Origin of the sequence: Xanthomonas translucens pv. cerealis (genome assembly GCF_006838285.1) — a bacterium.
In the GTDB taxonomy this organism is placed as follows: domain Bacteria; phylum Pseudomonadota; class Gammaproteobacteria; order Xanthomonadales; family Xanthomonadaceae; genus Xanthomonas_A; species Xanthomonas_A cerealis.
Genome location: NZ_CP038228.1, coordinates 1,137,787 through 1,160,514, shown reverse-complemented (window position 1 = coordinate 1,160,514; position 22,728 = coordinate 1,137,787). Strand labels below are relative to the sequence as shown.

The following is a 22,728-nucleotide window of genomic DNA, read 5'->3' as shown; positions in this document are numbered from 1 at the left end:
GTCCACAGTCGCCGCCCATCTTTTCGGTGTGTGCCGGATGCCGAGCGCGGTGGTGTCGCCGCTAGCGCGAGAAGCCTGCGTGCAGCCAGGCTGCGACCCGCAAGCGGCCACCGTTCAATCACCTGCAAGCGTCCGGCTGCATGCTCAGGGCCTACTACCATGTTGCCACTGCCGCAGCTGTTCCTTGTCACCATAGGCAGTTTTAACCGTCTGCAACTGTGCGATCAACTCGGCGCTCAACGCGGGGTCAAGCAGTCGCTCACCGTCACTGGCCTCTTGCAACATGGCCAGCCGATCAAGTGCATTTTCGACAGCCGCAAGCAAGACAGACGGCGTGGCTTTTTGCTCTTTTAGCTGCTGCAAAGCGTCGCGTAATGGGCCAGCGCCAGGGCTGAGCGGCACCGGCACGCCTGCGCCTTCTTCCACCGAGCGCGCAACCTCGGCCTCGGATGGCGGCGAAAGCAACGCGATCGTCGTGTCCAGAATCTTGGCGATATCCCGCGGCGTGCACGAAATCGTTCTGTCCTGCTCGGCTACCGCAATGGCACGCTCCTGGTCCAGTCGTGTGGCCTGGGTCGCGTTGGTACCGTTCTTGGCTTTGAACGCATTCCAGACCAGGTCGTTGAAGAACATCTGCGTTCCTTGCTGCAACATCCATGCTGGCGAATTGTCGGCCTCTCCCGGCAGGCTGCCACCGCCATACCCGCCGCGCAGGGTGGACGCGATCAATCTGGTGGCCCCGAGCGAGGCAATATTGGACAGCACGTTGCCGACCATATGACGTCCCAGCAGGTCGCGTAGTGCCGTCGTTGCCGCATTGGCCGTGCTGAAGGCCTGACCGGCCAGCGCCATCGCTTCCTTACCGGTCTGCAGAACATAATCGGGAAAATGCACGGCGTCGGACCACGTGGCCGGAGGACGTGTCTTGTCCGGCAATGCCAGGGCGAACAGATTCAAGCGCTGATGCCCACCAAACAGATCGGGAACCGTCACCTGACCAGTGCGCCCCATGACCTTGGCGGCGTCCAGCAGCGCTTTGTGCAAAGCGCCTGCGCCGCCAATGGCGAGCGCGCTCAAGCCGACCTCGGCAGCGGCCGTACGGGTTGCCGGATCGCCTGAGGTGCGCCTGGCGGCGTTAAAGCCGCCGCTGATCGATGGCCTAAACAGCATCGTGTCCAGCGCCGTATCGTCAAGTGTGGATTGGCGCTGGGATATCCCCGCACGGAGGTCGTAAGCCTGTGCCGTGAGTTCAGCGCGCGTCGGCGTGCCGTTCTCACCGGGACGCATGAAGCGTTTGCTTCCGTCCGAAGCGATTTCCAACAGGACCGGAGGCGGGTCTGGCACCAGGATTTTGGGGGCGACCGCCTGGAAACGCGGCAGGTTGGCGACCCGGGCACGCCGGTCCATCGAGGGGAGCAACAGCGTATCGCAGGTATACGATCCCATTCCCGATATCACCCCGGCAAGCATCGCCGTACTCACCGGCTCGGATGCGGGAGCGTGACTGCTCTGATAAGCGGCGGCCGCCGAAATTCCGAGTGGCGTGCGCAGTGCGCCAACGAGAAATGATCTGAGACATTCGTAGGCAATGGGCAGCGATGCTTTTTTGCCCAAGGCCTTCATATCCCCGGCAACTTCGTAGGCGGCGTCCGGTCCGAACGCATCGGCACGTTCCTGGAGACGGGCATCGGCCCATTGCAAGTAGCGCGCCTGCAATTCCTCCTGCTCTTTCGAAGGCTCGGCAAACGGGCGCTTCTTCAGATCGGCACGCAGCTGCGCCTTCAGGCGGTCGGTAGTAGCCGAACGACGCTCTGCAGAGGAACCCGGCTCAGCCGACGGGATGACCATCTGCTGGCCGCCTCGCGGCTGTACAGCGCGATGGCTGCTGTCCGCGCGCTGAGATGCAGCGTGGGAAGATTCTCCGAATTCTGGGTGCCGCTGTCTCATTTCGGTGGAGGATGCTTCGCCCCCAGTTGGGTTGGCGTTGGTCTTTGCGCGCGCACCCGAGCGCAAACGCGCGCTTGGTGGAGATAGGCCTTCCAATGGCGCGGGGCGCGACGGCTGCGTTGCCGGCACGAAACCATCGCTCTGATGCACTGCGTTGGCATGCCCGGACGACGCACTCGGGATAGACGCTGGAGCGCTGTTCTGGCGTGTGAGCTTCATACGGTCGCTTCCTTGGCGCTGCCGGCCTGTGTGACCAACGCATCCAAGACGACACGCGCGATGACCTGTCCGCGCTCAAGGGTGGCTGCCACGTCTTCAGGCGTCTGCGCGAGCAACAACGGGCAGATACAAAGCAAGCCGAGATTGGACATCGTCAACCGCCAACCGTATTCGGTCAGCAGTTGCTCCTGTAGCGCCAGCAGTGTCACCACCTCGTCTCCACCCAATTCGCGTGCGGCCAACGGCAGGATCACTTCCGGAAAACCTGCCACACCGTCGTCCTGCACCCGCGTATGCACGCGGCACAGCATGCCTGCAGGTCCGAGGACGGTCTCGCCTTCGCGCAGCCGCTGCACCAGCGCATCGGTTAACCCGAGGCGTACGCCGAGGCTGGAAAAAAACGCCGTGCCCATGGAATCGTGATGAGTTTGATCAGACGTCATTGAGATACCTCAAAGTGAGAATTTCGACATGTTTTATGTGTCAACTTGCCCCGCTGGGCAATATTTTGACAGCCATGGACGAACGATCGGGATGACAGCGCGAATCACCGTCGCAGCGCACGAAGCGCGCCGGCGTTACTTTCAAAAACGCATTCGACCAACGCACTCTGATTCGAGAAAAACCAAGAAACTTCGTGGAAGCGATACAGCCTTGGAGCAACCAACAAACCATCTTGCACTACCGAACACAATGGCAAAAATGCGAGCATGGCCCGTCGCGAAGATATTCCGATTGCGCCGTGAAAGCGCATTGAGCCGCTGATTCCGCACGTGAAGCCCTCGTGCCCAAGGGCGATCGGCCGCGCATCAGCGATCAGCAACCCTCAACGCCATCCTCTACGTCACGCGCACCTGCATCGCCCGGGAAGATCTGCCGCTGGAGTTGGGCTATGGCAGTGGCATGATCTGCTGGCGGCGTCTGCGCGACTGGCACGCCGCCGGTGTGTGGAATAGATCGAGCGCAATGATCGGCTGGGGGCGACATCGCTGGGTGGTGGCCTGCGCGACCATCTGTTTTCGTCGTCTTTGGGGTTTGTCAACCGCTCCACGCGTGAGCGCTTGCGCAGGCAATCAGCACTGGCTGGGCGTTTTTCATTTGTCTGCGAGGGAAAGGCCGCTCGATGCGTCAGAGAGAAAGCATGGCGCTGTGACAGCGAGGACTCACACAGGCAGAGTCATCCAGCGCTGCGCGGACCGGTTGCCAACCACAGCATTGCCGAGATGTCGCGGATGGACCACGACCGAAAGCTCACCACGCACCGCAATCGGGCGCCGCGCGCCGAGAGCGCCAGCGCGGCCGCCGTTCGCCTCGGAACAGTAGCAAATACAGCCCGACCACCCACACCAGCGCCGCACACCAGCCGCCGAGGATGTCGGAGGGGTAATGCACACCCAGGTAGATCCGCGACACGCCGACCAGCAGCGCGAACGTGCCTGCCAGCAGCAGCACCGGCCAGCGCCAGCGGCTGCGCCAGGCCAGCGCGACCAGTACCGCGGCCAGGGTCATCGAGCCCATCGCGTGGCCGCTGGGAAAGCTGAAGGTGTGCTCCGGCGCGATCGACTCCCACAGGCTGGGCCGGTCGCGCTGGAAGAACTGCTTGGCGCTCATGTTCAATAGCGCCGAACCGACGAACGAGAAGCCGGCGAACATCGCCTCGCGCCAGCGCCGCAGGCCCAGCAACAACAGCACGATCAGCGTGTCCAACGGGATCACCCCGTACTGGTAGCCGGCCTTGGTGACGACGGTAAAGAACCGGTCCCAGCCCGGCGAGGCCAGGCCGCGCATGCTCCACAGCAACGGTTCGTCGAAGTAGAGGTTCTCCAGTGCGTGGACCTCGTCGGCCAACGCCACGAACACGCCCATCGGCAGCAGCACGCCGACGAACAGCAGACCGATGCGCCAGGCGTTGCGGCGCAACCAGTGACGCAAGCCGGCGGCTTGCTCGGCCGGGGTTTCACCCGGCGCGGCGGACATACTTGGTCTGGACGTAGTCGTCGATCAGCGCGACGAACTCGTGGGCGATGTTCTCGCCGCGCAGGGTCACCGTCTTTTCGCCATCGACGAACACCGGCGCCGACGGCGCCTCGCCGGTACCCGGCAAGGAAATGCCGATGTTGGCGTGGCGCGATTCGCCCGGCCCGTTGACCACGCAGCCCATCACCGCCAGGGTCATGTTCTCGGCCCCGGGATGGCTCACCTTCCACTCCGGCATCTTCGCGCGGACGTGGTTCTGCACCACCTTGGCCAGTTCCTGGAAGAACTCGGAGGTGGTGCGGCCGCAGCCCGGACAGGCGGTGACCAGCGGGGTGAAGGCGCGCTGGCCGGTGGTCTGCAGCAATTCCTGGGCGACGATCACTTCCTGCGTGCGCGACTGCCCCGGCTCGGGGGTCAGCGAAATGCGGATGGTGTCGCCGATGCCTTCCTGCATCAGCACCGCCAGCGCCGCGCTGGACGCGACAATGCCCTTGCTGCCGATGCCGGCCTCGGTCAGGCCCAGGTGCAGCGCGAAATCCGAGCGCTGCGCCAGGTCGCGGTACACCGCGATCAGTTCCTGCACGCCGCTGACCTTGCAGCTGAGCACGATGCGGTCGCGGCCCAGGCCAAGTTCCACCGCGCGCTCGGCAGAATCCAGGGCCGAGCGGATCAGCGCCTCGCGCAACACCCGGCCGGCGTCCCACGGCGTGTCGCGGCGCGAATTCTCGTCCATCAGCTGCGCCGCCAGCGCCTGGTCCAGCGAGCCCCAGTTGGCGCCGATGCGCACCGGCTTGTCGTACTTCAGCGCGAACTCGATCAGCTGCGCGAACTGGGTGTCCTTCTTCTTGCCGAAACCCACGTTGCCGGGGTTGATCCGGTACTTGGCCAGCATCTCGGCGCAGGCCGGTTCGGCGGCCAGCAGCTGGTGCCCGTTGTAGTGGAAGTCGCCGATCAGCGGCACCTCGATGCCCATCATCCGCAGCTTGTCGACGATGCGCGGGATCGCCGCGGCCGATTCGGCGTTGTTGACGGTCAGCCGCACCAGCTCCGAGCCGGCGCGCCACAACTCGGCCACCTGCTTGACCGAGGAGGCCACGTCGGCGGTGTCGGTGTTGGTCATCGACTGCACCACGATCGGCTTGCCGCCGCCCACGACGACGCCTCCGACGCGGACCGGCTGGGTGGAACGGCGCGCCCAGGGCGCGGCGTCGCTGGGGGGGTGGGTCGGCTGACGGCGTCGTACATGCGCGCATTTTAGCGTGAGCGGGCGTCCGCGCCCCACCCCGGCGCCGAGGACTGCGACGGTTTGTCGCAGACAGCCGTGTGCGCCAGCGCATACGATGCGCGCCATGACTTCCACCGATGCCTCGTTCCTGCGCACCCTGTGCAGCCTGCGCTGGCTGGCCACCGCCGGGCAGGCGGCGACGATCCTGGTCGCGACCTGGGCGATGCGCCTGCCGCTGCCGCAGCTGCCGCTGTGGTCCGGCGTGGCCGCGTTGACCCTGTTCAACCTGTATGCGCAACTGCGCCTGCGCCATGCCGACACCGCCGCGCCGGCCACCGCCTTCGGCCACATCCTGGTCGACGTGACCGTCCTGACCTGGATGGTCGGCTGGAGCGGCGGCATCGGCAACGCCTTCGGCTCGCTGTTCCTGGTGCTGATCGCGCTGGCCGCACTGGCCCTGCCGCTGCGCTGGGCGCTGGCGGTGGCGCTGGCTTGTGTGGCCGGCTACGCGGTCAGCGCGCTGTTCGGGCTGCCGCTGCCGCGCGGCCCGCACCAGGCCCTGGATCTGCAGCGCTGGGGCATGGCCGCCAACTTCCTGCTGTCCACCGTCGTGGTGCTGGTGTTCTCCACCCGCCTGGCGCTATCGCTGCGAGAACGCGAACGCGAGCTGGCGCTGCTGCGCGAGCGCTTCGCCCGCAACGAAGGCATCGTCGCCCTGGCCACCCACGCCGCCTCGGTCGCGCACGAGCTGAACACGCCGCTGGCGACGATGACCCTGCTCACCGACGACATCGTCGAACAGAGCGATCAGCCGGAACTGCGCGAGGACCTGGAAACCCTGCGCGAACTGTTGGTGCAGTGCCGCGAACGGGTGCTGGCGCTGGCCGCGCCGGCGCAGCGCCCCGGCGGCGGCACGGTGGCGCTGGCGCACGTGCTGCACCGGTGGCAACTGGTGCGGCCGACCGTGCAACTGTGCCGCAACGACGACGCGCCGCTGCAACTGCGCCTGGAGAGCGCGATCGGCCACCTCCTGCAGGTACTGCTGAACAACGCCGCCGATGCCGGCGAACGCGCCGGCCATCCGCAGGTGGACCTGAGCGTGCGGGTCACCGGCAGCGAACTGGTCGGCGAGGTCCGCGACTACGGCGGCGGCTTCGACGCCAACCAGGTCGCGCTGCCGGCCACCCTGTTCCGCAGCGGCAAGCCCGACAGCATGGGCGTGGGCCTGGCGCTGTCGCATGCCACCATCGAACGCCTGGGCGGCGAACTGTGGACCCAACCTGCGCCGGACCACGGCACGCGGGTCGGTTTCCGCCTGCCGCTGCTCGCCCTGGAGACCCCTGCATGAGCATCGATGCCCCGCTGGGCCTGCTGGTCGACGACGACCCGCTGTACCTGCGCACCCTGCAACGCACCCTCGCCCGCCGCGGGCTGGAGACGCTGACCGCCGACAGCGGCGCCGCGGCGCTGGCGCTGGCCACGGCGACGCCGCCGGACTACGCGCTGATCGACCTCAAGCTCGGCGACGAGTCCGGCCTGGCGCTGATCCAGCCATTGCGCGCGATCCGCGCCGACATGCGCATCCTGCTGGTCACCGGCTACGCCAGCATCGCCACCGCGGTGGAGGCGATCAAGCTCGGCGCCGACGACTACCTGCCCAAACCGGCCACGGTGCAGATGATCCTGCGCGCACTGAGTCTGGAGGCGGACAGCGCCGAGGACGACGACGCGCTCGAATTGCCGGACGCGATGACCCCGCTGAGCCGCCTGCAGTGGGAACACATCCAGCAGGCCATGCACGAGACCAGCGGCAATGTCTCGGCCGCGGCGCGCCTGCTGGGCATGCACCGCCGCTCGCTGCAGCGCAAGCTGGCCAAGCGCCCCAGTCCGCAGCGCGATCCGCCGCGTTGAGGAGACTCGAGCGGCGCGCCCCGCGCCACGATCGCAACGGAGGCGTCCACATCGCCCTCACCTTGCCGAACAGAAGGAGTTGGCCACCCGCCAATGTCGCCCCACCGGCTCAAGTCGTGCTTCCGCGCGCCGCTAGGCTGGCATGAGTCCATTCTCTCCCTCGCCGCTGCCAGACGAATCGACGCGGCTGGCGGCCCTGCGCGGGCTATGCCTGCTCGATACCCCGCCCGACCGCGTCTTCGACCTGATCACCCAACTGGCCTCACGCACCCTGCGCACCCCGATCGCGCTGGTCTCGCTGGTCGACGAGCAGCGCCAGTGGTTCAAGTCGCGGGTCGGCCTGGACGCGGCGCAGACGCCGCGCAGCCAGGCCTTCTGCGCGCATGCGATCCACAGCCCGGAGCTGTTGGTGGTCACCGACGCGCGGCAGGATCCGCGCTTTCGCGACAACCCGCTGGTCACCGGGCCGCCGTTCATCCGCTTCTACGCTGGCGCGCCGTTGATGCTGGCCGATGGCACCGGCCTGGGCACGCTGTGCGTGATCGACACCGAACCGCGCAGCGAATTCGATGCGCCGTCGCGGCAGACCCTGCAGCAATTGCGCGACCTGCTGCTGCTGCGGATCGAGACCCTGCGCAACACCGGCTTCGTCGATGCGCTGACCGGCCTGCCCAACCGCAGCGGCTTCAACGAAGACTTGACGATGTGGCTGTCGCTGCAGGCCGTGAACCAGCACGACGCCTGCGTGGCGATCGACGTCTGCGGCACCGAGTACTTCCGCGACATGGTCAAGGCATTGGGCTGGGAATACGCCGAGGGCTACCTGCTGGCCACCCGCGACCGCCTGCTGCAAGCCCTGGACGGGCTGCCGGCCTACCGCATCGATACCAGCAGCTTCGCCTTCGTCGTGCAGGGCAACGACCCCGCGCAGCTGGCATTGCATTGCGAGCGCGTGTTCAGCGCCTTCGCCGAGCCGATCGAGCACCAGGGCATTCCGCACGCCGCAACCCCGTCGCTCGGCGCGGTGCGCCTGGACGGTGCGCTGAGCGCCAACCATACGCTGCGCTCGCTGACCACCGCGGTGGACATAGCGCGCCAGCGCGGCCTGCCGTGGAGCCTGTACGAGCGCAGCCACGACGCCAGCCAGCGCAACGCGTTCCGCATCCTGGCCGCGTTGCCGGAGGCGCTGGACGCACGCGAGCAGTTGAGCCTGCACTACCAGCCGCGGGTCAGCCTGCGCAGCGGCGAATGCGTCGGCGTGGAGGCGTTGCTGCGCTGGCGGCATCCGCTGCTGGGCAGCGTTGCGCCCAACGAATTCATTCCGCTGGCGGAAAAGACCGCGCTGATGAGCCGGGTCACCGCCTGGGTGCTGGAGGCCGGCATCGCCCAGGCCGCGCGATGGCAGCAGCATGGGCATCGCTTCAGCGTTTCGCTGAACGTGTCGGCGGTGGATCTGGAACAGGCCGACTTCATCGCCACGCTGCGCGAACTGCTGGCGCGGCATGCGCTGGAACCGGGCCGCATCGAGATCGAGTTCACCGAAAGCGCGATGATCCGGCATCCGCAGCGCGTGGCCGAACAGTTGCTGGAGATCAGCGCAATGGGGGTGAAGATCGCCATCGACGATTTCGGCAGCGGCTACAGCAACCTCAGCTACCTCAAGCGCATCCCCGCCAACGCGCTGAAGATCGACCAGTCGTTCATCCGCTCGCTGCCGGACAGCCGCAAGGACTGCATGATCGTGCCGTCGATGATCCGGCTCGGCCACGACTTCGGCCAACAGGTGGTGGCAGAAGGCATCGAGAGCGAAGAGATCTACCGCATGCTGCGCGACTGGGGCTGCGACGAGGGCCAGGGCTACTGGATCGCACGGCCGATGCCGGCGGCAGCGCTGGAGACCTGGCTGGCCACGCCCTGGCGCGACCCCGCCTGAGCGCGCGGGCGAACCCGCCGCGGCCGCAAACGCACGGCCGCTGCGGCCACGCTCACCAGAACACCGCGTACAGCGCGATCAGGATCGCGACCACGCCCACCGCCCCGATCTTGAAGCCGAGCGTGGTGGCATAGCCGACGTCGTCGGTGCGGATCAGGTCGCGCGCCTGCGTGGCCGGGGTCAGCAGCGACACCACCACCGCCAGCACCAGCGCCGCCACGAACACCACGCCGATGCGGTCCATGAACGGCAATGCCGGCCAGGCGAACTTGAGCGCGAACGACAGCACCACCGAGCCGATCGCCGCGGTCAGCGCGCCGGCTTCGTTGGCGCGCTTCCAGAACAGGCCGAGCATGAAGATCACCACCACGCCGGGAGTGAAGAAGCCGGTGAATTCCTGGATGAACTGGAAGCCCTGGTCGAAGTTGCCGAGCAACGGCCGCGCGCTGAGGATGCCAACCAGCACCGACGTCACCGCGGCGATGCGGCCCACCCGCACCAGGTGCTTCTGTTCGGTCTGCGGGCGGAACTTGGCGTAGAAATCCAGGGTGAAGATCGTCGCCACCGAGTTGATCTTCGACGCCAGCGAGGCCACGATCGCGGCCACCAGCGCGGCGAACACCAGGCCGAGGATGCCGCTGGGCAGCAGCTGCATCATGGTCGGATAGGCTTGGTCGGGCTTGGCCAAGTCCGGCGCCAGCACCACCGCGGCGATGCCCGGCACCACGATCACCAACGGCATCAGCAGCTTCAGAAACGCAGCGAATACCATGCCCTTCTGCGCCTCGCCGATGTTCTTGGCGGCCAGCGCGCGCTGGATGATGTACTGGTTGAAGCCCCAGTAGCTGATGTTCATCACCCACAGCCCGCCCAGCAACACGCTCAGGCCCGGCAGGTCCTTGTAGAACGGGTTGTCCCTGGACAGGATCATGTGGAAGTGCTCGGGGTGCGCGTTCCACAGGTGCTTGAAACCGGCCAGCACGCCGGCACCGTCGCCGATGCGCGACAGGGTCAGCCCGGCCACCAGCAATCCGCCCAGCACCAGCAGGGTGACCTGCACGATGTCGGTCAGCGCCACCGCCTTGAGCCCGCCGTACAACTGGTAGACCAGCGCGAACACGCCGATCAGGGCCAGCGCCAGAGTCTGGTCCATGCCGGTGACCTGGCTCACCGCGATCGAGCCCAGCCACAGGATCGAAGTCAGGTTGACGAACACGTACAGCAGCAGCCAGAACACGGCCATTAAAGTGCGGATCCACTTGCCGTAGCGCTGCTCCAGGAACTGCGGCATGGTGTAGATGCCGTTGCGCAGGAAGATCGGCAGGAAGAACTTGCCGACGATCAGCAGGGTCAGCGCCGCCATCCATTCGTAGGACGCGATCGCCAGGCCGATCGCATAGCCGGAACCGGCCATGCCGATGATCTGCTCGGCAGAGATGTTCGCCGCGATCAGCGACGCGCCGATCGCCCACCACGGCAGGGCCTTGCCGGCCAAGAAGTAGTCCTCGGCGCTCTTGCTATGCCCGGCCTTCTCCCGCGATACCCACTGCGCGAGCACGAAGATGCCCGTCAGGTAGACCACTACGATCGCACTATCCAATGTCGCCAGACCCACTGCATTTCTCCCACGGGCCGCGGCCCTTTCGCCTGTGTATCGATGCGCCCATCCCGGCGGGACAGGGCTTGCTTGAGCCTGATTCGCGCCGACCTTCGGCAATCAGGCAAAAGGGACAACCGCCTGCTTCGGAGAGCAGGCTGTTGTGGGAGGGGCTTGAGCCCCGACGGGCGTTGCCGGCCTACTGTCGGGGCTGAAGCCCCTCCCACAGGGGATCTACTGCCAAATCCTCGGCAGGCGGCTCAGCGCACCGGGCAATCGACCACGCTCTGCGCGTCGTTGCTGGCGCCCAGCGCGATCCGCGACAGCGACAGATCCAGCGTGCCGTCGCTCTCGATCACCGGCAGCCGCTCCAGCCTGGACACATCGGCGCCGGCGACGCTGAAGCACTTCAACGGCACGCCCAGCGTGCGCCATTCGCGCTTGGGCAGCGCGGCAAGCGCCTTGCCTAGATCCACCTGCGCTGGCGTACAGCCATTACCGCAGGCCACACCGATGCGCGCGCTGCCGCTCGGCGCCGCGTCCACCTTCAAGGTCAGGATCAGCTGCACGTCGCCGTTGCTTTCGCGCGACACGTCAAGCGGCCTGGGCAGCACCAGCGCCATCCCCGCCTTGCCCTTGCCCGACCACTCGAGGCGGCGCGCATCCTCCTGCGCCTTGTGGTCGACCGAGGTGATCCTGAGCGACCCATCGGCCAGCGCCACCGGCGTCGTCACCGCCGGCACATTGGCCTGGCTGGCGCCTTGCAGGATCATGGTGATGCCCGCCGCCGGCTTGCCGCGTTCGAAGTACACCCCGCCCACCGCTTGCGCACCGGAAACGCCGGAGACTTCCGATAGCCGGATCAGATCGCCCTTGTCGGCGTAGCGCAGGCCATAGCCGAACGCGAACTGCGGGTTGTAGTTCTTCTGCCCGACGTTGTTGGCGTACTGGGTCGCGGTGCGCGGCCAGGAGAAGCTGAGCTTGCCGTGGAAATCGTACTGGATGCCGCCATCGGGCTTGCGCAGCAGCACGTCGGCGATGCCGCCGCCTTCCGAACCCGGCAGCCACGCGGCGACGAAGGCATCGGCGGCATTGATCTCGCGGTTCACCCACAGCGGGCGCCCGCTCAGGAACACCGCCACCACCGGAATGCCCTCCGCCTTGAGCGTCTTGATCAGCTGCAGGTCGCTGTCGTCGCCGGGCTTGTACAGCAGCGTGGCGATATCGCCCTGGAACTCGGCGTAAGGGTTCTCGCCGAACACCACCACCGCCACGTCCGGCTTGGCCTGGTAGTTGCCGTCGATCGCCAGCTCGGCGCTGCCGCCGGCGGCCGTGACCTGCGCCTGCAGGCCCTCCCAGATCGTGTTGCCGTTCGGGTAGTCGGCGCGCTTGGTGCCGGTACCCTGCCAGTTCAGCGTCCAGCCGCCGGACTGCTTGCCCATGTCGTTGGCGCCGTCGCCGGCGACCAGCACCTTGCTCTGCGGCTTCAACGGCAGCAGCTGCTTCTGGTTCTTCAGCAGCACCAGCGACTCGCGCACCGCCTGCCGCGCCACCGCGCGGTGCTCGGGCGCGCCAAGCAGTTCGAACTTGCCGCCGAGCGGACGCTGCGACGGCTTGCCGGCCTCGAACAGGCCCAGCCGCAGCTTGACCCGCAGGATCCTCCGCACCGCATCGTCCAGCCGCGGCATCGGGATCTCGCCCGACGTGACCGCTTTCAACGCGCTCTCGTAATAGCCCTTCCAGCTGTCCGGCGCCATCAGCATGTCCACGCCGGCATTGAACGCGGCCGGACAGTCGTCGTTGCGGCAACCGGGCACCTGGCCATGGCCGTTCCAGTCGCCGACCACGAAGCCCCCGAAATGCATCTGTCCCTTCAGCACGTCGGTCAGCATCGGCGTGTTGCCGTGCATCTTGACCCCGTTGAAGCTGTTGAACGAGGCCATCACCGTCTGCGCGCCAGCGGCGATCGCCGGCGGATAGCCGGCGCCGTGGATGTCGCGCAACTGCTGCTCGCTGACCCGGGTATCGCCCTGGTCCTTGCCGTCGGTGGTGCCGCCGTCGCCGAGGAAATGCTTGACCGAGGCGATCACGTGCGAACCGTCGAGGAAGCCGGGCTGCCCGGGCACGCCCTGCAGGCCTTCGACCACCTTGCCGGCGAAGCTGGCGACCACCTCGGGCGATTCGGAATAGCCCTCGTAGGTACGGCCCCAGCGATCGTCCTGCGGCACCGCCACGGTCGGCGCGAAGGTCCACTCCATGCCGGTGGTGCGGGTCTCGGCGGCGGTGACCGCGCCGATCTTGCGCATCAGCTCCGGGTCGCGCGTGGCGCCCAGGCCGATGTTGTGCGGGAATAGCGTGGCGCCGACGATATTGCTCTGCCCGTGCACCGCATCGATGCCGAAGATGATCGGGATCGCCGGGCCGCCGTTGCCCTTGTCCATCGACGCCGCGTAATAAGCGTCGGCCAGCTTCAGCCACTGCGCCGGGCTGGCGTCGTACTTGCCGCCGGGATCGGAATTGCCGCCGGCCAGCACCGAACCGATGTGGTACTTGCGCACGTCGTCCGGGGTCATGCTGGCGATATCGCCCTGCACGATCTGCCCGACCTTCTGCTCTACCGTCATCTGCGCCATCAGCTTGGAAATGCGCGCCTCCAGGGCCGCATCGGCGGCCAGCGGCCAGGCCGGCGACGGCCACAGCTGCGGATGGATCGCCGGCGGCGCGACGGCGACGGCAGTAGCGGCGGCCGCAACCGATTGGCCAGGGCCGGCCGCGGCCAGCGCCAACAGGCCCAGCGCGGCAGCAGTGACCAGCGCATTGCGAATCGGCGCGGACACGCCGCCAGCGGACTGTTTTTGCAAGATCTTCCCTCCCAGGACCGGCGAACGCGCCACACACGGCGACCGCGCTCCCTCCCGAGACCCGCGACCGGAGCCTACGCTTCATTAATTGCCCCGATGCTGTCAACAACGCCGCGAGGTATGCCTGACCCGGCAATGGATATCGGATTACGCTATAGCGATGGAATACCGACAACGTCGACTTCATGCACGAGGGGCGCGTTCGCAGGCCGCGGCTGCGACGACGGCGGCGAATGTATTTTGCGGCACCGCAACAACCGCTTGCCCTAGGACTGCGCAAACTTCGCCGCGGCAGTGTTATGTAGTGTGCATGGCGCGGCGGCCAAAGAACCGCGAGCCGCCATGCAGCCCACCCCCACAACTGGCAGCCCCATCGCACCGATGCCCAGGCCACACTCAAGCCGATCCTGGCCGCCGGCCTGCTCGCCGTAGAACTTGGCCTGTCCTGCTCTGGCACCGGCAAGCTCACGCCAGCCTTCGCGCTTGAAGGGCCACAGGGCGCGTCCGCGTCACCGCGCATCGCGCCCGCGGGCAGGCGCGTGACCCGGGCCGGTCGCCACCTGGACGCATGCCCGTCAGCGAGCCCAAGGGGTGGTGACGCCATGACAGATTTGCTAACGTGCGCGCAGGGGTTCAGTCAAGTCAACGCTGGGGAGCGCTGACGGGGAGATTCAGTGATGGATGCACTGACAATGCTAACGACCGCAATAGCACAGTTCGACGATACCCAGCGCCTATACCGCTTGCAGCTGCCAGGCGGGGATGTCCAGGTGGTGGAGCGCTGGAGCGGGTCGGAACGCCTGAGCGAGGGGTTCGTGTGGTGGGTGGACGTGCTGAGCACGCAGGCGGGCTTGCCGCTGGAGGCGTGGCTGGGGCGCCGCGCAACGCTGTACACCCGGCTGGCCGATGGCGATGAGAGCCCGCGCACGGGGCTGATCCACGAAGCGTACGAACTGGGCAGCGACGGCGGTCTGGCGCGCTACCGGGTAGGCCTGGTGCCGTGGACGTGGTGGCTGTCGCAGGGCCGGCACAGCCGGGTGTTTCAGGAACGCACGCTGGTGCAGATCGTGGAAGCGGTGTTCGCCGACTACGCGCCGATGGCGAGCTGGCAGTGGAGCGAAGAGGTGAGCGGGTTCCTGGCCCAGGCGCGGCCGCGCAGCGACTGCGTGCAGTACCGCGAGAGCGACCTGGCCTTCGTGCAGCGGCTGCTGGCCGAGGAAGGGCTGGGGTGGCGGCTGCAGGAGGCGGACGCGTCGCCATGCGGGCACCAGCTGGTGGTGTTCGCCGACAGCGCCGCGCAACCGCAGGACCCCAGTTCGGCGCAGGGCGGCGGGCTGCGCTACCACCGCAGCGACGCCACCGAGGCGGCCGACAGCGTGCTGGCGCTCGGCGCCACCCGGCGGCTGGGCAGCGGTCGGCTGACCGTGCTCAGCGAAGACGTCAAGACGCGCCAGGCGCGCAGCGCACAACTGCCGCTGCACGGCGGCGGCGGACAATCGCTGCGCGAGCTGTACGAGCCGGTGGGGATGGACGCCTTCGCCAGCGCGCAGGAAGCGGACCGCTATGCGGAGTTGATGGCGCAAGCGCAGGAGGCGCAGTGGTCGCCGTGGCAGGGCCGCAGCACGGTGCGCACGCTGCGCGCCGGCACCTGGTTCACGCTGACCCAGGCGCCGCAGCAGGGCCAGGCGCCGCCGGCGCAGCTGTTGCTGACGCGGGTGTGGCATGCGGGCATCAACAACCTGCCGGTGGACGTGCGCGCGGCGGTGCAGGCGCAGTTGGGGGCCGCGCCGGCGTGGCCGGACGCCAGCGCGGTGGCCGCACGCAGCACCTGGGCGCAAGCCGAGGCGGTGGGCTACGGCAACGCCTTCGAGGCGGTGGACCGGCAGCAGCCGTGGCGGCCGGTACTGGCCGACGGCACCGGGGCGCGGCTGAACCCGCGGCCGACCGCGCCGGGCTACCAGAGCGCCATCGTGGTCGGCGCCGATGGCAGCACCGGCGGCAGCCAGGAGGTCTATGCCGACGCGCTGGGCCGGATCCGGGTCAGGTTCCACTTCCAGCACGCCGCGTCGGCCCCGGCCGCGCAGGACAGCACGTGGCTGCGGGTGGCGCAGCGCTACGCCGGCCCGGGCGTGGGCAGCCAGTTCCTGCCGCGCATCGGCCAGGAAGTGCTGGTGGGCTTCCTGGAGGGGGACATCGACCGTCCGGTGGTGCTGGGGGCGCTGTACAACGGCAAGGGCGAAGCCGGCGTTCCCGCCACCCCCGGCGGCACCAGCGCCGAGGCCGACACCCGCCTGTATGCCCAGGCCGGCGACGGCACACCCAGCGCGCAGGGCAACCTGGCCGGCGGCCACGCCCCGGCCTGGCACGGCGCCGGCGGCGGCGCGGACAACCACCGCAACGCTACCGCGCTGTGGGGCGTGCAATCCAAGGAATGGGGCGGCGCTGGCCACAGCCGGCTGGTGTTCGACGACAGCGACCAGCAACTGCGCTTGCAACTTGCGACCACCCAGGCGGCCACGCAGCTGAACCTGGGGCACCTGATCCACCAGGCCGACAACTACCGCGGCAGCTTCCGCGGGGAAGGCTTCGAACTGCGCACCGACGCATGGGGCGCGGTGCGCGCCACCTCGGGGCTATGGCTGAGCAGCTACGGCCGCAGCAGCGGCCCGGCCGGCGAGGCGACCCAGCCCAGCGCATTGCTGAGCCAGTTGCAGACGCTGGGCAAGACCTTCTCGCAGGCGGCCGCCACCCACCAGACGGTGACGCTGGCCGCGCACGAAGGCGTGGGCCAGGCGAACCACTCCAAGCTGATCGCCGATCAGGCGCCGCTGCAGGCGTTGCTGACCAGCGTGAAAACCACGGTGCCGGGCACGGCCTACGCCGACGCCAAGGGCGCGGCGGCCGAGCGCAGCGCCAGCCCGGGCGAAGACCGGGTGCCGCACACCGGCGATGCGCTGCTGGGCCTGGCCGCACCGGCGGGGATCGGCGTGGTGGCCGGCCAGGGCCTGAGCTGGAGCGTGGGCGAGACGCTGACGCTGGCCAGCGGCGGCGGCAGCGAAGCGGCCATCGCCGGCGACGCCCGCCTGCACAGCGGCCAGGCGATCGGCGTGCTGGCCGCGGCGGTGGACGGCGGGCAAACGCAAGCCAACAGCCTGAGCCTCGTCAGCGGCGAAGGCGAACTGGACGTGCAGGCGCAGTCGGACGAAGTGCGCGTGCAGTCGAAAGAAGGACTGAAGCTGATCAGCGCCAACGCCGAAGTGGAACTGGCGGCAGGCAAGACCATCCACCTGGCGGTGGCCGGCGGGGCCAGCGTGACCATCGAAGGCGGCAACATCACCGTCGCCTGCCCCGGCACCATCACCGTGCATGCGAGCAAGAAGTCGTTCGTGGGGCCGGTGCAGCGCAGCGCGCCGCTGCCACTGTTCCCGCAGTCGGTCTGCGTGGAATGCATGCTCAAGGCGGCACGTGCCGGCGCGCCGTTCGCCGTTCTCCAATAAGCGCGGCGGCCACCATGAGCAGTTCCATCGACTTCGCCTACGACAGTCCCGATGCCGCGCAACAGCAGGCGCTCGCCGCGGCGATCTGCGCAAGCCATCCATCCTGGGCCGTACTGGATCTGGCGCTGCTCGATGCCACCACGCTGCATCGCCGCATGCAACGCAACCGATGGACGCACTACAACGCCTATGCCGCCTCCAGCTTGGCGGCCTTTGCCGAGCATGCCGTGTGGCTGGTGGCGCTGGACACCGAGCCGGCGGCGCACGCGAAGCAGATAGCAACCCTGCTGAACTGGACGGCCGGCACTCCCGCGCTGAGCTTCCTTTACGGCGTGGCGGAACCGGCACAGCTGCAGGCGCTGGCCGGCTATCTGGCCAAGATCGCCGTGGAAGAGCGCAAGCAGCCGCTGCATTGCCGCTTTGCCGACACCCGCGTGCTGCCCGGCTTGCTGCGCCAGCTGGATGCCGCGCAGCGCAGCCGCGTCCAGCAGGCGATCGAGGACTGGGGCTGGATCGACCGCCATGCCGCCTACGCACGTTGGCAGCCCGCTCCCGGCGGTGTGGCCGCCGATAGCGCCGCGCACCTGCGGCTGAGCGCCGCACAGTTCCGCGCCTTGCGCGCGGCGTCGGACGCCGATGCGATCTTCGTCCTGTTGCTCGAACAGACGCCCAGCCTGGTTCCCGCCGAACGGCGCGGCCAGTTCCACGCCCGGCTGTGCGCCATCCTGGAGACCGCGGACAGTTACCGCGTCCACGATCCGCACAGCCGCCTGCAATTCGTGGTGCTCAGCATGACCTGCGGCGAAGGGTTTCACCGTCTGCATGCCCTTGCCGACACCTGGGCGGGGGTGCAGGCCGGCGAGCACACGCTGGCCGAGCACATGCCGCTGTGGGACAGCAAGGTGTGGGAGCAGCTCGACGCCGACCCGGCGCGGCACGATGGCAGCCCGTTCGGCGAGCAGACCGCATGAGCGCGCACAACAGCCTTCGCAGCGCCTTCGGTTGTGCCGCGCTGGTCGCGCTATTGGTGGCCTGCAAGGCCGAGCCATCCACAACCGCCGAAGCGAGCATCAGTCCGTACAACCATACCGAGGACTATATTCACCAGCTCTATATCGATGGACAGTGGGGCGGGAACTCATATCCATTCGAGGGAGGGGGAAGCTTCGTCTGCTGCGTCACCTATCCGCGGCAGTGGCGCCCGGGGCTCACCGCCAAGGTTCGTTGGACGACATCGAGTGGCATTCCCGGCATTCGCAGCGAACCGGTCTGGCACGAGAAGGTCGTCCCCATCGAACGTTATGAGAAACCCGGGACGACGCTCAATGTCCACTTCCTGCCGGAAGGGAAGGTGCGGCTGCTGATCTGGAACGGCTCGGCCGGATCGAAAGGCTACAAAGGCCCCGATGCACCGGTCAAACCCGAAGGTTGGCCGCCGCTACCGCCGCCACCGACATTACCGGACGCAAAATCCGAACACACCGATGCAGAGCACCAGCCATGAGCGACTTCAAACCTGGGTGGTATGCGGTCAAGCGCCTGCACGATGGCGCGGTGGATAGCTGGTATTTCGAGACGCGGGAGCGGGTGACGCTGACCGCGCGCATGCTGGCAAACGCCGATCATGCCATGCATTCCCGGCCCGTGTCATTGTGACGCGCTCTGGTTCCCCGACTCCTGCACGCAACACGCTGCCGCTGCTTCGCCACAGCAATTACGAGGACACGATGCGACACCATGATGATGACCAAACCCGTAGTAGAAGCAGGTGTGCCGTTGCCCGCCTGCTGATCGCGCTATCGCTGCTCTCGCTATTGGCTGCCTGCAAAGCCGAGCCTTCCACAACGGCCGAAGCGAGCATCAGTCCGTACAACCATACCGAGGACTACATCCACGAGCTTTATGTCGATGGCCAATGGGGGGGGAATTCCTATCCATATGGCGGCGGTGGAAGCTTCGTCTGCTGCGTCACCTATCCGCGGCAGTGGCGCCCGGGGCTCACCGCCAAGGTTCGTTGGACGACATCGAGTGGCATTCCCGGCATTCGCAGCGAACCGGTCTGGCACGAGAAGGTCGTCCCCATCGAACGTTATGAGAAACCCGGTACGCGGCTCAATGTTCATTTCCTGCCGGAAGGGAAGGTGCGGCTGCTGATCTGGAACGGCGCGGCCGGATCGAAAGGCTACAAAGGCCCCGATGCACCAGTCAAACCCGATAACTGGCCGCCACTACCGCCGCCACCGATAGTGCCGGACGCAAAATCCGAACACACCGATGCGGAGCAACAGCCATGAGCGACTTCAAACCTGGGTGGTATGCGGTCAAGCGTCTGCAGGATGGTGCGGTGGATAACTGGTATTTCGAGACGCGGCAGCGGGTGATCATGACTGCGCGCGTGCTGGCAAACGCCGATCATGCCATGCATTCCCGGCCCGTGTCATTGTGACGCGCTCTGGTTCCACGACTCCTGCACGCAACACGCTGCCGCTGCTTCGCCACAGCAATTACGAGGACACGATGCGACACCATGATGATGACCAAACCCGTAGTAGAAGCAGGCGTGCCGTTGCCCGCCTGCTGGTCGCGCTGATGCTGCTCTCACTGTTGGCCGCCTGCAAAGCCGAGCCGTCCAAAACTGCTGAAGCGAGCATCAGCGCCTACAATCATACCGAGGACTATATCCACGAGTTCTATATCGATGGTCAATGGGGTGGAAATTCCCGTCCTTACGGTGGTGGGGGAAAGTTCACTTGTTGCATCACCTATCCGCGTCAGTGGCACCCGGGGCTCACCGCCAAGGTTCGTTGGACGACATCGAGTGGCATTCCCGGCGGTGACGATCCAACCGAAACCTGGCATGAGAAGGTCGTCCCCATCGAGCGCTATGAGAAACCCGGGACGACGCTCAATGTCCATTTTCTGCCGGAAGGGAAGGTGCGGCTGCTGATCTGGAACGGCTCGGCCGGATCGAAAGGCTACAAAGGCCCCGATGCACCAGTCAAACCCGATAACTGGCCGCCGCTACCGCCGCCACCGACATTGCCGGACGCAAAATCCGAACACACCGATGCCGAGCAGCAGCCATGAGCGACTTCAAACCTGGGTGGTATGCGGTCAAGCGTCTGCAGGATGGCGCGGTGGACAGCTGGTATTTCGAGACGCGGCAGCGGGTGACGCTGACCGCGCGCGTATTGCCCAATGGCGACCAGATCCTGCTTTTCCGTCACACGCCGCAGCAGCCCTATCTGTCCAAGACCTGGTCGTCCGCCTACGAATGGTTGCCCACCGCCAAGCCCGGCGACCATTGGGACAACGACAAGTACGGTGCGGCGGCCGACGGCAAGACCGAGTTGCCGGGCAAGTTCTCGCGCAGCCAGCGCAAGCCCAGCGCGCGCGAACTGAGCCAGCGCGCCAGTAAGGCCTGTTTCTCGTCGGTGGACGGACTGAACTGTACGCGCGAGATCCACGTGGGGATCTTCTTCGATGGTACCAACAACAATATGGAGCGTGATCGCCCATTGCAGGGGCACTCCAATATCGTCAGTCTCTACGACGCGCAGAAGGAAGACAGGGTCGAGTATTTCCGTTATTACGTTCCTGGCGTCGGGACCAAGTTCAAGGAAATCGGCGAGCTCGCCGAGGACGCCACCGGCAAGAGCATGGCCCGTGGCGGTGAGGATCGCATCCATTGGGCTTTGACGAGGCTCTATAACGCAGTCAATACCTCGGTCAACGGCTTCGACTTGCTGGACGAAGCCGAAACCAAGGACCTGGTCACCGGGGTGTTCTCCGGCCTGCGCACCTGGTACCGGCTCGGCGATGGCAAGATGGAATCGATCTTCCGCGACCTGGACCGGCGCCTGCTCAAGCAGGTGGCCGACAAGCGGCCGACGATTAACCGTCTGCATCTGTCGGTGTTCGGCTTCTCGCGCGGTGCGGCCGAGGCGCGCACCTTCTGCAACTGGCTGGCGCTGGCGACCCGCGGCAAGGTGGGGCCGGCGGAGGTCAATCTGCGCTTTCTCGGCATCTACGACACGGTGGCCTCGGTGCTGCTGGCGGATTCGTCGCCGGTCGGCAGCGGCCTGTTCGACTGGGCCAACAAGACCATGCGCATCCCCGAGGTCGAGGGCGCCGTCCATTACGTGGCCGGGCATGAAATCCGGCGCTCGTTCCCGCTGTCCACCGCGCGCGCTGGCGGCAGCTGGCCGGCGCACGCCAAGGAATACGTGTATCCCGGTGCGCACTCGGATATCGGCGGCGGCTACTCGCCGGGCGACCAAGGGAAGGCGCGCGGCGGGCGATCCAGCCTGATGTCGCAGATCACGCTGAACGACATGTACTTCGAGGCCTGCAACAACGGCGTAAAGCTTCGCTCACCGAATGAAATGGTGGAACAAACCAAAGACGACTTCAAAATCGACCCCTCCCTCGAAACCGCTTTCTCCGCTTATCTCGACTGGACGCCCGCCAACGAAAAGGGCGAGAACCTGTCCGGCTCCAGACGCGGGGTGATGGAGAACCGCATGGAGCAGCAGATGCAGCGCTACTGGCGCTGGCGCGCGTCCAAGCGGGACACCGCGCAGTTCCGTGCGATGGCGAGCTACCAGCACGCCACGGCGCAGGACCGCACCGATCTGGAAGAAGGCAATCTGGACTGGCAGGCCGATATCGCGCATGCGCGCACGGCGAGCCAGCCATCGAGTTACACCTTCTACTCGCAAGGCATGTCGCATACGGTGCAGGTGCCGCCCGACCCCAGCAGGACGCAGCGCGATCTGCTGGCGGCGGTGGACGACACCACACCGATTCCGGGCGAGGTGGATCGCTTCTTCGACGACTTCGTGCACGACTCGCATGCCGGCTTCTGGCTGCTCGGCCCGGTGTCGCAGGCGGACAAGAACGCCTTCGCCAACGAGATACGCAAGAAGAACGCACAGCATGCCGCGCTGCTCAAGGCGGCCGATGCCGCCGCCGAACACGGCATGTTCGAAGGTGCGGTGCAGGCGCGCCAGCAGGCCGAACGCTACGCGCTCAACCACTTCGAGCAGCGCGTGCTGGCGCAGAACCCCAAAGCCAGCGACGACGGCAATCCCGCCACCATTCCGCTGATGACCGACAAGGAAGCGGCGGACCTGCGCGCCAGTGCCGGTTTCGATGGATGGATCGTCCGCAATGTGCTGGGCACCGCGACCCGGCGCGAGGCCAATGGCCCCGGACACTACCGCCGCGTGTTCGACCGCGACCACGAAAGGCTCCAGCTCGTGGACGAAGCCGTGTACCAGGGCGGACGCCTCGGCGACGCGGCCAAGGACGGCATCGACGATGCGGTCGAATCCGCACGGCAGGCCGCCGCCGCCGCCAAGGAGCGCGCGCAGCGCGCGGCCGGCCAGGCGGTGGACAACGCCATCGATGCGGCGGGCAGAGCGGCCCGCGAAGCGCTGGAAAGCGGCTTGAAGAAGATCGTCAATCCCAGCGGGCCGAGCTTGTACTAGCCACCCGACGCGCTGCGCCGGTGGCCGCAATCGGCCCCGGCACGGGACCCGCGATCTGCGTGGATGCCG

16 protein-coding genes and 2 pseudogenes are annotated in these 22,728 nt (G+C 67.0%); 12 read left to right on the top strand and 6 right to left on the bottom strand.

Annotated elements, in window-relative coordinates; translation table 11 throughout:
* Positions 1–144: 144 nt before the first annotated feature.
* Both xopF1 and hap3 read right to left on the bottom strand, forming a co-directional pair.
* A complete protein-coding gene (gene xopF1, locus E4A48_RS05130) occupies positions 145–2,166 on the bottom strand; it encodes a type III secretion system effector XopF1 (protein WP_312845570.1) in 2,022 nt (673 codons plus the stop codon).
* Positions 2,163–2,609 carry an Hpa3 family type III secretion system protein gene (gene hap3 / locus E4A48_RS05125; protein ID WP_039005149.1) on the bottom strand — a complete coding sequence of 149 codons (447 nt, stop codon included), beginning with the start codon at positions 2,607–2,609 and terminating at the stop codon, positions 2,163–2,165. The genes xopF1 and hap3 overlap by 4 nt, the downstream gene beginning before the upstream one ends.
* Positions 2,610–2,918: 309 nt before the next feature.
* Here hap3 and E4A48_RS05120 point away from each other — a divergent pair.
* Positions 2,919–3,123 (top strand): annotated as a pseudogene (locus E4A48_RS05120) (transposase); the annotation flags it as partial.
* Positions 3,124–3,417: 294 nt separating this feature from the next.
* On the opposite strand, the gene E4A48_RS05115 reads toward E4A48_RS05120, so the two are convergent.
* Entirely contained in the window at positions 3,418–4,143 is a 726-nt protein-coding gene (locus E4A48_RS05115) for a phosphatase PAP2 family protein (protein WP_142741983.1), read from the bottom strand.
* Positions 4,124–5,388 (bottom strand): annotated as a pseudogene (gene ispG, locus E4A48_RS05110) (flavodoxin-dependent (E)-4-hydroxy-3-methylbut-2-enyl-diphosphate synthase). The gene E4A48_RS05115 and the pseudogene ispG overlap by 20 nt, the downstream one beginning before the upstream one ends.
* 104 nt (positions 5,389–5,492) lie before the next feature.
* Between ispG and E4A48_RS05105 the strand changes: the two are divergent.
* The 3 genes from E4A48_RS05105 (at position 5,493) to E4A48_RS05095 (ending at position 9,212) form a co-directional block, all read left to right on the top strand.
* Positions 5,493–6,716 (top strand): ATP-binding protein, encoded by a 1,224-nt coding sequence (locus E4A48_RS05105; RefSeq protein ID WP_039008739.1) that lies wholly within the window; start codon positions 5,493–5,495, stop codon positions 6,714–6,716.
* Positions 6,713–7,279, top strand: a complete 567-nt coding sequence (locus tag E4A48_RS05100) for a response regulator transcription factor (RefSeq protein ID WP_142741981.1) — start codon at positions 6,713–6,715, stop codon at positions 7,277–7,279. Before E4A48_RS05105 ends, E4A48_RS05100 begins: the two co-directional genes overlap by 4 nt.
* A gap of 142 nt (positions 7,280–7,421) precedes the next feature.
* Positions 7,422–9,212, top strand: a complete 1,791-nt coding sequence (locus tag E4A48_RS05095) for a sensor domain-containing phosphodiesterase (protein ID WP_039005153.1) — start codon at positions 7,422–7,424, stop codon at positions 9,210–9,212.
* Positions 9,213–9,264: 52 nt separating this feature from the next.
* On the opposite strand, the gene E4A48_RS05090 is transcribed toward E4A48_RS05095, so the two are convergent.
* Together E4A48_RS05090 and E4A48_RS05085 are read right to left on the bottom strand one after the other, a co-directional pair.
* On the bottom strand, positions 9,265–10,827 hold the full coding sequence (locus E4A48_RS05090; RefSeq protein ID WP_039005154.1) for a sodium/sugar symporter: 1,563 nt from the start codon (positions 10,825–10,827) through the stop codon (positions 9,265–9,267).
* A 242-nt stretch (positions 10,828–11,069) separates the two neighbouring features.
* Complete coding sequence (locus E4A48_RS05085) at positions 11,070–13,670, bottom strand: glycoside hydrolase family 3 protein (protein WP_142741980.1); 2,601 nt, start codon at positions 13,668–13,670, stop codon at positions 11,070–11,072.
* Between the two features lie 692 nt (positions 13,671–14,362).
* Here E4A48_RS05085 and E4A48_RS05080 point away from each other — a divergent pair.
* From E4A48_RS05080 to E4A48_RS05055, 8 genes are all read left to right on the top strand, one after another.
* Complete coding sequence (locus E4A48_RS05080) at positions 14,363–17,167, top strand: type VI secretion system Vgr family protein (RefSeq protein WP_260608067.1); 2,805 nt, start codon at positions 14,363–14,365, stop codon at positions 17,165–17,167.
* Positions 17,168–17,181: 14 nt separating this feature from the next.
* On the top strand, positions 17,182–18,138 hold the full coding sequence (locus tag E4A48_RS05075) for a DUF4123 domain-containing protein (protein ID WP_142741978.1): 957 nt from the start codon (positions 17,182–17,184) through the stop codon (positions 18,136–18,138).
* Positions 18,135–18,671 (top strand): DUF3304 domain-containing protein, encoded by a 537-nt coding sequence (locus E4A48_RS05070; RefSeq protein WP_081047919.1) that lies wholly within the window; start codon positions 18,135–18,137, stop codon positions 18,669–18,671. The genes E4A48_RS05075 and E4A48_RS05070 overlap by 4 nt, the downstream gene beginning before the upstream one ends.
* On the top strand, positions 18,668–18,823 hold the full coding sequence (locus tag E4A48_RS20435) for a hypothetical protein (RefSeq protein WP_176717067.1): 156 nt from the start codon (positions 18,668–18,670) through the stop codon (positions 18,821–18,823). The genes E4A48_RS05070 and E4A48_RS20435 overlap by 4 nt, the downstream gene beginning before the upstream one ends.
* A 71-nt stretch (positions 18,824–18,894) precedes the next feature.
* Entirely contained in the window at positions 18,895–19,461 is a 567-nt protein-coding gene (locus tag E4A48_RS05065) for a DUF3304 domain-containing protein (RefSeq protein ID WP_142741977.1), read from the top strand.
* Positions 19,458–19,613: a hypothetical protein gene (locus tag E4A48_RS20430; protein ID WP_004426180.1), complete on the top strand. Its 156-nt coding sequence runs from the start codon at positions 19,458–19,460 to the stop codon at positions 19,611–19,613. Before E4A48_RS05065 ends, E4A48_RS20430 begins: the two co-directional genes overlap by 4 nt.
* A gap of 71 nt (positions 19,614–19,684) precedes the next feature.
* Positions 19,685–20,254, top strand: a complete 570-nt coding sequence (locus E4A48_RS05060; protein ID WP_142743099.1) for a DUF3304 domain-containing protein — start codon at positions 19,685–19,687, stop codon at positions 20,252–20,254.
* A complete protein-coding gene (locus E4A48_RS05055; protein WP_142741976.1) occupies positions 20,251–22,659 on the top strand; it encodes a T6SS phospholipase effector Tle1-like catalytic domain-containing protein in 2,409 nt (802 codons plus the stop codon). Before E4A48_RS05060 ends, E4A48_RS05055 begins: the two co-directional genes overlap by 4 nt.
* Positions 22,660–22,728: the final 69 nt, after the last annotated feature.